Source organism: Psychrobacter sp. ENNN9_III (assembly GCF_001462175.1).
Classification (GTDB): Bacteria; Pseudomonadota; Gammaproteobacteria; order Pseudomonadales; family Moraxellaceae; genus Psychrobacter.
Genome location: NZ_LNUO01000135.1, coordinates 1 through 13,041, shown reverse-complemented (window position 1 = coordinate 13,041; position 13,041 = coordinate 1). Strand labels below are relative to the sequence as shown.

The 13,041-nt window shown below is 42.0% G+C and carries 11 protein-coding genes; all 11 read left to right on the top strand.

Going from position 1 to position 13,041, the window contains the following annotated elements; all coding sequences use genetic code 11:
* Positions 1-266 precede the first annotated feature (266 nt).
* Entirely contained in the window at positions 267-1,322 is a 1,056-nt protein-coding gene (locus PENNN9_RS08190) for a porin (protein WP_058369210.1), read from the top strand.
* Positions 1,323-1,554: 232 nt separating this feature from the next.
* Positions 1,555-2,649, top strand: coding sequence for a porin (locus tag PENNN9_RS08185; RefSeq protein ID WP_227511767.1), 1,095 nt, complete (start codon positions 1,555-1,557; stop codon positions 2,647-2,649).
* A 230-nt stretch (positions 2,650-2,879) separates the two neighbouring features.
* Positions 2,880-4,514 (top strand): CTP synthase, encoded by a 1,635-nt coding sequence (locus PENNN9_RS08180; protein ID WP_058369208.1) that lies wholly within the window; start codon positions 2,880-2,882, stop codon positions 4,512-4,514.
* 222 nt (positions 4,515-4,736) lie between these two features.
* Positions 4,737-5,612, top strand: coding sequence for a 3-deoxy-8-phosphooctulonate synthase (gene kdsA / locus PENNN9_RS08175; RefSeq protein WP_058369207.1), 876 nt, complete (start codon positions 4,737-4,739; stop codon positions 5,610-5,612).
* 24 nt (positions 5,613-5,636) lie between these two features.
* Positions 5,637-5,891, top strand: coding sequence for a heavy-metal-associated domain-containing protein (locus PENNN9_RS08170; protein ID WP_058369206.1), 255 nt, complete (start codon positions 5,637-5,639; stop codon positions 5,889-5,891).
* 179 nt (positions 5,892-6,070) lie between these two features.
* Positions 6,071-6,295: a heavy-metal-associated domain-containing protein gene (locus PENNN9_RS08165; RefSeq protein WP_058369205.1), complete on the top strand. Its 225-nt coding sequence runs from the start codon at positions 6,071-6,073 to the stop codon at positions 6,293-6,295.
* Positions 6,296-6,647: 352 nt separating this feature from the next.
* Positions 6,648-8,996, top strand: a complete 2,349-nt coding sequence (locus PENNN9_RS08160; protein WP_058369204.1) for a heavy metal translocating P-type ATPase — start codon at positions 6,648-6,650, stop codon at positions 8,994-8,996.
* A 316-nt stretch (positions 8,997-9,312) separates the two neighbouring features.
* On the top strand, positions 9,313-10,629 hold the full coding sequence (gene eno / locus PENNN9_RS08155; protein ID WP_058369203.1) for a phosphopyruvate hydratase: 1,317 nt from the start codon (positions 9,313-9,315) through the stop codon (positions 10,627-10,629).
* Between the two features lie 114 nt (positions 10,630-10,743).
* Positions 10,744-11,052, top strand: a complete 309-nt coding sequence (locus PENNN9_RS08150) for an FtsB family cell division protein (RefSeq protein WP_058369202.1) — start codon at positions 10,744-10,746, stop codon at positions 11,050-11,052.
* A 123-nt stretch (positions 11,053-11,175) separates the two neighbouring features.
* On the top strand, positions 11,176-11,943 hold the full coding sequence (locus tag PENNN9_RS08145; protein ID WP_058369201.1) for an IspD/TarI family cytidylyltransferase: 768 nt from the start codon (positions 11,176-11,178) through the stop codon (positions 11,941-11,943).
* A 431-nt stretch (positions 11,944-12,374) separates the two neighbouring features.
* Entirely contained in the window at positions 12,375-12,995 is a 621-nt protein-coding gene (locus PENNN9_RS08140; protein ID WP_227511766.1) for a BLUF domain-containing protein, read from the top strand.
* Positions 12,996-13,041: the final 46 nt, after the last annotated feature.

Here is a 13,041-nt window from a genome sequence, read left to right as displayed (position 1 = left end):
TTGTAGGCGAAGTATGAGTTTGGTAACGGATGTTACGCACTAGAGCGTTAAAGACCTAAGTTTACATAATGGTTACGCGGTCAGTATCAGTTATGTAAGTCATGGTTTTTTTCATCTTACGGTAATAGAACTTCGCCACACTTGTTTCTGACTAATCTCGGTAGCCAGTTACACATTATATCTTTGAGGATTTGTGACGATACCTTTTTGAGCATTAGCTAATAACAGCTCGCTCATTACTAAAATTGTAAAGTGGAGATACACCCATGAAAAAACTACTTTTAGCTTCAGCCGTTGCTGCTTTATCTGTATCTGCAGCCAATGCAGCACCAACTCTATACGGTAAAGCTTTTTTAGCAGCTGACTATGAGAACGCTGAGTTTGATGGTCCTTCTGGTAACATGTACGACGAAGATACGTTAGAGATTAATTCTCATGCTTCACGTATTGGTCTTAAAGGTTCTGAAGCCATGACAGCTAATACTGATGTGATCTATCGGTTAGAGTATGGCACAAGTATTGATGGCGATAATGCTACCTTCACTAACCGTGATACGTATCTTGGTGTGGTAAACAAGCAATTCGGTGAGTTCCGTGTTGGTAAAAACCAATCTAGCCTAGCGCGTATTGACAACGTTGTAGTGAACCAAGGTTACTGGGATAACTTAGGTCAAACTCAAAATGAAAGTGAGGTTGTTGAAGCGTTAAATATGGCTGATAGTGGTCGTATCAATAGTTCAGTTATCTGGACTGCACCAAAGTATGAAGGTCTACCAGTACAACTGTCTGCTATGTACAGCTCTGATGATGTAAATGGCAATGATAACGAAGGTTTTGGTGTAGCAGCGCTATTTGATCAAGGTACTGGCTTCACTGCAGGTATTGCTTATGACAAAGATCAAAACATCGAAGGTGACATCATTCGCGGTACTGCTACTGTAGATCTAGGTAAGTACATGGCTTATCCAGTACAATTAGGCGCCTTATACCAAGTAGCTGACTACGATGGTGACGATAGCGGTGATGAAGACGAGAAAGGCTTTATAATCAGTGCTGAAATGGGTTTAACTAACTTTGCCCGTCCAGCGTCTGTTTATGCTCAGTATAACAACACATCAAACCTAAACGGTTTTGATAATGCTGATTCAGACCAAATCGTTGTTGGTGGCAAGTACATGTATAAAGACAACATCATTGCACATGCCTATGCTGGTATGAACAAAGCTGATAACGTACGTTATAATCCAGCTGAACTTGAAGTTGCACCAAGAGGTGACGCTGAAGTAATCGTAGTTGGTACTGGCCTAGAATACTTATTCTAGTATGAACTAGAATTTGCTTCTAAAAAACTCATCCTTCGGGGTGAGTTTTTTTTGTTGTGTTGATTTTGTTTTAGAACAGACAGAAAAAACGTAAAAACGCAAGGCCATTCTAGGTTTTGTGTGGTTCCTTGAGTAGACTATAATGCGGTTAATAACCCGCTTATGTAATCACCAAGTATTAGAGTAGATATCTACTATGAAAAAACTCCTCTTAATTCCAGCCGTTTTAACTATGTCTGTACCTACTGCTCAAGCCGCACCAGAGCTCTATGGCAAAGTATTTGTATCTGCTGATTATGTCAGTGCTAAAGCCGACAATATTAATAACAATAATAACTCTAAAGAACCTGATAGGAATTTATTGGAAGTCGGCTCTCACTCATCAAGATTGGGTTTTAGAGGCTCTGAAGCTATCACTGCTAATACTGATGTCGTGTATCAACTAGAGTATGAAGTCGAGATCGATGGCGATGACAGTCATACTTTTACAAGTCGTGATACTTACTTGGGTTTAAAGAACCCAGACTATGGCGAGTTTCGCTTTGGTCGCAACTCATCGGTCTTTAGCTATTTGTATGGTCCTATATTCAATAGAGCTTACTGGGATAATTTAGGTAAAAGAACGCTTAATGATAATGGCGGTGTTGCTGCATTGAATATGCTTGATTATACACGCCAAAATAACTCAGCGTTGTGGATTGCACCCGAATATAATGGTCTGGAATTGGTACTACAGTATGCAGCTGATGAAAGTCTTGATGATGACGATGACAGTAAAGATGGCTATGGAGCGGCGGTGAAGCTAGATAAAGGAACAGGCTATACAGCCGCTCTTGCTTATAGTAAAGATATTGAGGCGAGTGGTAGTATTAATACCTTAGATTTTGTCACTGATGATAATGCTGAAGGTCTTATACACTATGGCGGCGATGCCTTTCGTGGTACGGTAACCGTCGATTTAGATAAATATATAGATATATCCACTCCCTTAACTTTAGGGGCAGTGTACCAGCAAGCTGACTATGACTTTGCAGGCTCTGATAAAGAAAAAGGCCTGATAGTCAGTGGCAAAATGGCATTAGAGAACTTTGCTCACCCAGCTTCTGTTTATCTTCAATACAATAGGACAGACAACCTAAACGGTATCAGTAACAATGACTCGAATCAGATTGTATTGGGCGGTGAGTACGAGTTGAAAGATAATGTGATCGCTCACGCTTATGTTGGTCAAAACTCAGCCGATTATACCAGTCCTTTAGATCCTACCAACTCTGTCGCAGATATCAGGGTCTTAGCCATTGGTGGCGGTTTGGAATATCTGTTCTAATGGCTTTTATCTAAGTAGTCTTTATTTTAAAATCGTCCAAATGATAGATAATCATCATAACCATATAATGCTAAAAGACTCATCCTTCGGGGTGGGTTTTTTCGTTGTGCCAACTTTAATAGGGTAACAGCCAGTAAAACCTAAGAGTTTAAGAGACTTTGAGTTTTTGCCCTATATTTTATGGTGTATTTTTAGTAAAATCCTCTTTTACCAATTACCGATAGAGTACTATGACCAAGTTTATATTTGTGACCGGTGGGGTAGTGTCCTCACTAGGGAAAGGTATTACCGCAGCTTCCCTTGCCGCGATATTAGAAGCGCGCGGTGTGAGTGTAACCATGACCAAGATGGATCCGTATATCAACGTTGATCCAGGGACGATGAGTCCGTTCCAGCATGGTGAAGTTTTCGTCACTGAAGATGGGGCGGAGACGGATTTAGATTTAGGCTATTATGAGCGTTTTTTACGTCATTCTAAGATGAGTAAAAGTAACAACTTTACCAGTGGTCGCATTTATCAAAACGTATTGAATAAAGAGCGCCGCGGTGAGTATCTTGGCGGTACGGTGCAGGTTATCCCGCATATCACTGATGAGATTAAGAGTAAGATTCTTGCCAGTGGCGAAGGCTATGATATCGCCATTATCGAGATTGGCGGTACGGTCGGTGATATTGAATCACTCCCTTTTATGGAAGCGGTACGCCAGATGCAAGTGGAGCTTGGTCGTAATAGAGCCATGCTAATGCATTTAACGCTCGTGCCTTACATTGCTAGTGCAGGTGAAACCAAAACCAAACCCACTCAGCATTCAGTCAAAGAGCTGCGTTCGATTGGCCTTCAGCCTGATATTTTGATTTGCCGCTCTGATCATCATATCTCACAAGACAACCGCCGTAAGATTGCGCTATTTACCAACGTCGAAGAGCGTGCGGTCATTATGTGTGAAGATGCCCAGAGTATCTATCAGATACCGCGTACCCTTCATGAGCAAGACCTTGATGATTTGATTTGTGAGCGTTTTGGTCTTGATGTACCCGAAGCGGATCTGAGCGATTGGGACAAGGTAGTTGAGGCTCAGCTAAACCCTGAATCAACCGTCACTGTAGCTATGGTTGGCAAGTATGTCGAATTGCCTGATGCTTATAAATCTATCAACGAAGCATTGCTACACGCTGGTATTACTCATAAAGCAGATGTCAAAATCAATTACATTGATGCTGAGCATTTAGAAGATGATGAGAGCTTACTGACGCAGTTAAATGATGCTGATGCCATCTTAGTGCCAGGTGGTTTTGGAGAGCGCGGTACGAATGGCAAGATACAGGCCATCACCTATGCTCGTGAAAACAACGTTCCATATCTAGGTATCTGCCTTGGTATGCAGCTAGCAGTAATTGAGTATGCTCGTAATGTAATCAAAATTGATGCTAACTCTTCTGAATTTGATCGCAAGACTGCAGAGCCTATCATTGGTCTGATTACTGAGTGGTTAGATGAGCGCGGTGAGCTACAGATTCGCAGCGATGATTCAGATCTTGGTGGGACGATGCGTCTGGGTGCACAGCAAGCTGAACTGGTTTCTGGTAGCAAATTAAGCCAAATCTATGGTGCTAGTAATATCACCGAGCGTCATCGTCATCGTTATGAGATGAATAACCGTTATATCGAGCCATTAGAGCAATCAGGCATGACTATATCAGGTTATTCAGCCAAGCAGCATCTGGTTGAGTCGGTTGAGATTAGTGATCATCCTTGGTTTATCGCGGTACAGTTCCATCCTGAATTTACCAGCTCGCCACGCGGTGGTCATCCCCTGTTTAATAGCTTTGTGAAAGCTGCAAAGAACTATAGCGAAGCTAAGTAGGGTTTTAGGCTTTTATTACAGCTATTGTATTAATTAAAGGACTGATCTTCGGATTGGTCTTTTTTTATGAGGTGATAGTTGGCTGGACTTTCATAATATTTGTATATGTCCATTTACCATTTGTCTGTCGTCACTAATTACGCTTAGACACTTTTTTTAATTGAGCCATCGGTTACAATAGCGGATAGAGATATTGATAACTATAAAGAGGACAACTGTTTCATGGATAATTTATCTACAGCTCAATCGCATATTCAGCTTAACACGCCTAATAATAAGACGATAAATATCGGTAACGATCAGCCATTTGTATTATTTGGCGGTATGAATGTCTTGGAGTCCAAAGAATTAGCATTTGAGATTGCTGAGCAGTATGTTGAGATATGCCAGCGTTTGGGGATAGGCTACGTATTTAAAGCCAGCTTTGATAAAGCCAACCGTTCAAGCCTGCATTCGTATCGTGGTCCTGGGTTAGAGCAGGGTATCGATTGGCTAGGACAAATTAAAGAAAAGTTCCAAGTACCGATCATTACTGACGTGCACGAACCATATCAAGCAGCACCAGTCGCTGAGGTTGCTGATATTATTCAGCTGCCTGCGTTTTTATCGCGTCAGACTGACTTAGTCCATGCAATGGCAAAGACAGACGCGATTATTAATATCAAAAAGGCACAGTTTTTAGCGCCGCATGAGATGCGACATATCGTCAATAAGTGCTTGGAAGGTGGTAACGACAAACTTATTCTATGTGAGCGTGGCAGCGCCTTTGGGTATAATAATCTGATCGTCGATATGCTCGGGTTTGATACCATGAAGCAAATGGATATCCCAGTATTTTTTGATGTGACGCATAGTCTGCAGCAGCCAGGTGCACGTAGTGATAGTGCAGGCGGTCGCCGTGAGCAGATTACCACCCTTGCACGTGCTGGTATGGCAACGGGACTAGCAGGGCTATTTTTAGAGGCGCATCCAAACCCAGAAACGGCAAAATGTGATGGGCCATGCGCCTTGAGAACCAGTCAATTAGAGCCGTTCTTGCGCCAGCTCAAGCAAATTGATGATTTGGTCAAAGGCTTTGAAGTATTAGATACCCATTAATCGATAGGTAAAGAGGACAGCATAATGGCAATTCAGACGGCACAAGTGAGTATCGAGAATATTGATGACGCTGAAGGGTTAGACAGTGTTATGATAGCGTTAAAGAATATCACAGGCGTGACGGCGATAGATCTTGATGCAGCGAGTAGCATCGCAACCGTGCGCTACGATGATACCGATACCAGTATTCACGCCCTAACAGCTGCGATTAGTACGGTCGATTATGTGACCCAGCCATATCCTATTGATGCACCGCAAAATCCACATTATGATAACTAAATAATCTTATCATGTTAGCAAAAAGCTATTATTCTTTAATAAAGTGATAACCAAAAGGTGTTGTTGTTAACGATGATTCGGCTTATGCTAGTCGAACGTTGTTTTGATAAGTCTTTAATAGTTAATTACTAGATTTTCATACAAGCAATTCATTAATTTATAATAATAAGGAGCTCAACATGGCAAGCCAAACACGTATTATCAAAATCGACGGTATGACTTGCGGCGGTTGTGTGGCAAGTGTGCATACTGCGACTGACAGTATTGATGGTATAGACACTATTTCTGTCGATCTTGCTGACAATCTAGCAACGGTGACTTTCGACGATAGTAAGACCAGCGCAGAGGCTATTGCGTCTGCTATCGATGAAGCAGGATTTGATGCCACAGTCGCCAACTCTTAAACTTTTTTCTACCATAAAACCAGCTATGATGGCTGGTTTTTTTAATGGCTTTTTTATGGCTATGTGGTGACTATAAGTCATAGTTAGTAGTTATACTCATATCTAGCATCTGTATTTGCTTTGTTTAATGGTATACCCTTGAAATTTTAGTCGTCACAACCATCTACTATATATCGATAATATGTATTTTAGTATAATGATACAAATATTTTGTGAGAGCGACAAACTAAATACCCATACACAGACCTAACTAAACTTCCTGATTTACTTAGACTTTTATCTAATTGCTAGCCTTTTTTATAGCTCATAACGTTCTATAAATGCTTCATCAACGTTGTAACGAGTCTTACTTATGAATGATTCTATCCGTACTGCCAATGACCAATCTTATGATGTCGACACTGATATTCAGTCTAATACGCTGCTTGAGCCTCAACGCGCGCACTTGCAATTAGCCATTGATGGTATGACATGTCAGGCCTGTGCGTCTAGAATCGAAAAAGTCCTTAATAAGAAACCCTCAGTTTATGAAGTGAATGTAAACTTCGCAGGTGAGACCGCCAATGTCGATTATGATCCAGCGCAGACAACACCTGAACAAGTCGCAGAGTGGGTGAATAAAACAGGTTTTGTCGCAAACTTGCAGGCCGCTGATAACTTGTTTGCCAAGACGGATAAAGATACCGCGACAGAGTATCCATGGCGATTAATTGCGCTATGGGTCTGCTTGGTACCGTTTTTAGTCGGTATGGCGGGGATGCTCTTTGGACAGGGTATGGCGTGGATGCCGCCTGTTTGGATTCAATTTATCCTTGCAACCGTTGTACAATTTGGCTTGGCGTTGCCGTTTTATAAAAGTGCTTGGGCGTCCATCAAAGGTGGTCTTGCCAATATGGATGTGCTGGTCGTCATTGGTACAGTGACTATTTGGGCGTATTCAACCTATTTATGGCTCACGCATGGCGATGGCACATTAAACAGTTTACTGCAAAATAGCCATGGCGGTGGACATGGCCCTGCAGTATATTTTGAAGCAGGGGTCATGGTCATTGCTTTTGTTCGTACTGGTAAGTATCTAGAAGAACGCACTAAAAAGCATAGCCTTAATAGTATCGATCTATTGTTGTCATTGACGCCAGATGAAGTCGAACAACAACAGTCAAATGGCGACTTTCACAATGTCGCACTGCAAGACGTGCAGGTCGGAGATATCCTGCGTGCCAAGCAAGGCAGTCGTGTTGCCACCGATGGTGTGGTCATTGGTGGTAGTGGCTGGTGCGTAGAGAGTCATTTAACTGGCGAGTCTGTCCCTCTAAAAAAAGAAGAAGGCAATGAGCTGCTTGCAGGCGCTTTGGTCGAAAACGGTAGCTTGTTATATCGCGTCAGTGCAAAAGGTAGCGATACCAAACTTGGTGATATGGTGCAAGCTCTTAGCGATGCGCAAGGCTCCAAAGCCAATTTGGCGCGTCTGGCTGATAGAGTAACAGCAGTATTTGTCCCAGTCGTTGTGGCCATTGCTATCGTCACTTTTGCGCTGACATGGTGGCTGACCGGTACGATTGATACCGCTTTAATGCATGCAGTTTCGGTGTTGGTGATTGCGTGTCCCTGTGCGCTTGGATTGGCGACGCCAGCGGCTATCATGGCGGGCATGGGTGTCGCTGCGCGTCATGGCGTCTGGTTTAAAGATGCGCAAAGCCTTGAGGCAGCAGGCAATATTGATACTGTCGTGTTGGATAAAACCGGTACATTGACTGTCGGCAAACCTACCATCGTTGACCAAGTTATGGTCGATAAGTCCTTACCTATAGATGACGTATTGCAAATTGCTGCAAGTGTTGAAGCACATGCCAGTCATCCGTTGGCAACGGCACTCATTAATGCGGCAACAGCGCGCAATCTGTCGTTGTTGACGGTCACTGATATCAGCGTCATCAAAGGTGCTGGTATACAAGCAAACATAGAAGGTCTTGGTCTGGTCAAGGTCGGTACGGCAGAGTTTGCCAGTTTAAGTTTACCTAAGCTGATGCCAAAGGTGTGGCAGATTGCCAGTACGGTTGCCGTCAGTGTCAATGATGAACCCTTAGGCGCTTTTGCCTTGGCTGATGATCTAAAGACTGATACCTCGCAGGCTATTAATGCACTACAAGATTCTGGCATCAATGTCATTTTGATGAGTGGTGATAAGCAGTCGGTCGTCGATCATGTGGCAGGACAGTTGGGTATCGAAAAAGCTTATGGCAAGATGAGCCCGCGTGATAAAGCCAGCCAAATTGCCGTACTGCAAACGGCAGGTCATAAAGTTGCGATGGCAGGAGATGGGGTCAATGATGCGCCAGCGATGGCCACCGCTGATGCAAGCTTTGCGATGTTTGAGGGGACAGATGTCGCTCAGCATAGTGCTTCTGCACGTTTGATGGGCGAGTCGCTCATGCATATAGATGCGGCACAAAAGATCGCTCAAGCAACGTTACGCAATATCAAACAAAACTTATTCTTTGCCTTTATCTATAACTGTTTAGGTATACCGCTTGCCGCTTTTGGTTTTTTAAATCCCATGATAGCTGCCGCTGCTATGGCGCTAAGCTCTATCTCAGTATTGATGAATGCGCTACGATTAACACAGTTTAAGATGAAGGTTGAGCTTGATAATACAGTATCTACGTCTAATCTTGATAGCTATGACCCATCAAAGACCTAAAAAAGATATTTTTTAACAATATATGCACTTAAACGAGATAATAACGGCCAGCGTCATATGTAAGTTTGGTTTTATGGACGCAAGTTGGTGTAAGATAAGGGAAGTTTGACTAAATATATGCTATGATGCCAAGCACTATAGCCGAGTATTATTGTATCAAATAAACCTTCAATGCCACTTGAAAACAGATGATTGAATAAGGGTTTATCATTGTTTCAAATATATACGCTATAAGATATTTTGCTTTATTTTTTGTATTCTAGTTGCCGTTTTTTATCCCACAAACTTGGCATGACCAAAGGAATTAACAGACATTATGTACGCTGAAGAAATTACCAACGTCACCGCAATTAAAGACATTCGCGCTCGTGAGATTTTAGACTCGCGCGGTAACCCAACGATTGAAGCCGATGTTATCTTAGCTGATGGTACTATTGGCCGTGCTGCTGCCCCAAGTGGCGCATCAACTGGCTCACGTGAGGCGCTTGAGCTGCGTGATGGCGACAAATCTCGCTACATGGGTAAAGGCGTCAAAAAAGCCGTTGCCAATGTCAACAGTCAAATTCGCAGTGCATTAATGGACAAAGATGTCACTGAGCAGCAAAGCATCGATGATGCGATGATTGCGCTAGACGGTACAGAAAACAAAGACAACCTAGGCGCTAATGCCATGCTAGCGGTTTCTCTAGCGACTGCCAAAGCTGCTGCCAAATCACAAAATTTGCCATTACATCAATATATTGCTGACTTACGTAATCAGACCTCTTTGACGATGCCTGTACCGATGATGAATATTCTAAACGGTGGTGAGCACGCGGATAATACGGTTGATATCCAAGAGTTTATGATTGAGCCAGTTGGTTTTACCAGCTTTTCAGAAGCACTACGCGCTGGCACTGAGATTTTTCATAGCTTAAAGTCTGTCCTAAAATCACAAGGTCTAAATACAGCAGTTGGTGATGAAGGCGGCTTTGCCCCAAACTTGCGTAGCAACGAAGAGGCCATTACCGTTATCATGCAAGCGATTGAGCAAGTCGGTTATAAGGCTGGTGAAGACATTCATTTGGCTTTAGACTGCGCTGCTACTGAGTTTTATAAGAATGGTCAATACGTTCTGGCAGGTGAGGGTAACAAGGCTTTCGATAGCCAAGGCTTTTCAGACTATCTAGTAGGACTGGCGCGCCAGTATCCGATCATCTCTATCGAAGACGGTCTTGATGAGTCTGATTGGGACGGCTGGAAATATTTGACTGAGCAAATTGGTGATAAAGTACAGTTGGTCGGTGATGATTTATTTGTGACCAATCCTGCTATCTTGCAAGAAGGTATCGATAAAAATATTGCCAATGCAATTTTGATTAAGTTTAATCAAATCGGCACTTTATCAGAAACCCTAGATGCGATTTATCTTGCGAAGAAAAACGGTTACGCAACGATTATCTCACATCGCTCAGGCGAAACTGAAGACAGCACGATTGCAGATTTGGCAGTTGGTACAGCGGCAGGCCAAATCAAAACTGGTTCACTTTGCCGTTCAGATCGCGTAGCGAAATACAATCAGCTGTTGCGTATTGAGCAACAAGTACGTGCAAGCTATCGTGGCCGTGAAGAGTTCATCGGTCTACGTGGTTAATACTTAAGCTGTATTGGTGGTTAACACTAGACGATATATGGAGATTTATATATTGTCTAGTAAGCTTAGCTAGTTTTTATTTGATATCTTTATATTATTTGGCGTTATCGTTTTATGAAATACTTTAGCCAATTTATATTACTCGCTTTAGCTGTTGCAGTACTATTAGGGCTGCAATATCAGTATTGGTTGGGTGAAAATGGTCGATTTGAGCATAATAAACTGCTTACTCAAATCGAAGATCAGCAGCGCCTAAATGACAACCAAGTGGCGGCCAATAACCTATTACGTACTGATGTACACGACCTAAAAAACGGTCTTGAAGCAGTAGAAGAGCACGCTCGTTTAGACTTAGGGTTGATCAAGCCAAACGAGACTTTTGTACAAGTATCAACCGCACCCACCACCCATAGTCGTCAGTAGCTTTGTTGAGATTTCATCAAACCCTCCCTATACGACGACGATTCTATTTAACTTTATATTAACTCTTAAAGTTTGTCTTTTTTGAGCAAGGTTCTGATGGGCTATAACCATGAGTAGCATGTTATGAATACCAAACCTAGTGTACACGCGATGATTGTCGCTGCAGGTCGCGGTAGTCGTTTCGGTGCATCTATTGCTAAGCAATATATAAAATTGCAAGGGCAGACGCTACTACAAAACAGCGTAGCAAGACTTGCTAGTAGTGCGTATATTGATGAGTGCCTATTGGTGATAGCGGCAAATGACAATACGGCGCAGACGCTTGATTTTAAGCTTCCTATACATTATACCATCGGTGGTACGGAACGTTGGCAATCGGTACTAGCAGGTGTCAAGGCAATTAGTAACGCAGGTGCTACAGATTCAGATTTGGTTTTGATTCATGATGCCGCGCGTCCTGCTGTTCCAAGTCTTGATATCGATAAAGTGATCGAAGCGGCAATGCTGGAGCCGTATGGCGCTATTCTGGCTACTCCTGTCGCCGATACTCTAAAAGAGTCCTATCTGCAATCCAACGCTACATCTGAACTTGCAGATATACCTTCTATAAGTGATGCTATGACTAGCAGTAGCGCGCATCCTTATACTACACGTACGATTGATCGTAGTAATATGTGGCAAGCGCAAACGCCGCAAGTATTTCGCTTGGGTCAATTGCAGCAAGTATTGGCTTATGTGTCTGAACATCAGCTTATGATTACAGATGAGGCCAGTGCTTTTGAGCACCTAAAACTTCCTATTCGACTGGTTAATGGCAGTCGTCAAAACATCAAACTGACCTATCCTGACGATGCTATATTATTAACAGCCATCCTAACCGCTCAAAATTAAGATTTCCCTCTTTCTATATCTCTACTTCCATCAATGATATTAGTTATAAATAGTAATCTTGATACGCTATCTATCATTCTTATTGATCTCAATAATTATAAGTGTCTATTAGTGTAGTATTAACGTAGCGCAGTAACAAAATTTTTATTTCCTGTTTTCTTGGTCATAGACTGCGTTAGCCCTTGATATATCTACATTTCCGAATATAAGAGAAAGTATAGAACATTGTCTGGTTACAATTTTCTAGATCTAGGTTACATATTAAGTTGCTTAGTTGACCAAACTGCCTTATCATGTAACTAAGTTAATACAATTAATAATAAAACCTATAATATCAATAATATGACGAGATACGAAATTTTATTTTTAGGCTTGTTTCTTTATTTTGAAAATTATGGGCGTTCTTTCGCTTGACTTTAAGGGGCATTTACTTGTCAGACATTACTACTATAAACAAATCAGAAGAATTAGATCTTTATCAGTTTGTATATGTTAGCCGAATTACTTCCACTGGATTATCAGGCGCTAGTACATTAAATGACATCGCTGAATGTTCTATAAAAAACAATAAGGACGATAACATTACTGGCGTACTTTGTTATGGCAATGGTTATTTTTTTCAGTGCGTAGAAGGGTCAGAGCAAGTATTAACCAATTTAAAAAACCGTCTTTTATTAGATGATAGACACAAAGATATACAGACTTTAGAGTTTTCGGAGATTAGCGAGCGTGGATTTACTGGATGGTCGTTACGCTCCATCATCCTTGAACGATGGATGATTAGTGATCCTAAAGCGAAGGCTCTTATGCCTTTTAAACCCTATAACTGGGCCCCTAATGAATGGAAGCAATTCTTGAAAATATTAAAAGGTTATTATAAAGAGCAAGAAGAAACAGGCGACGTCGATGCTCAACCAATTAAGTACAATGCACTAGGTCTGACGTTAGGTAGAGTAGTGGGACAGCACCAAGCCTTTTTCTTAATTCAAACGGTACTAGGTGCACTTATTATATTGGCATTGTTATGGTTTATGCTCTCTGATAAATTCTAATAGTAAATAAATTCACAGTGCTTTATAAAAAGCCAGCGTCCTGCTG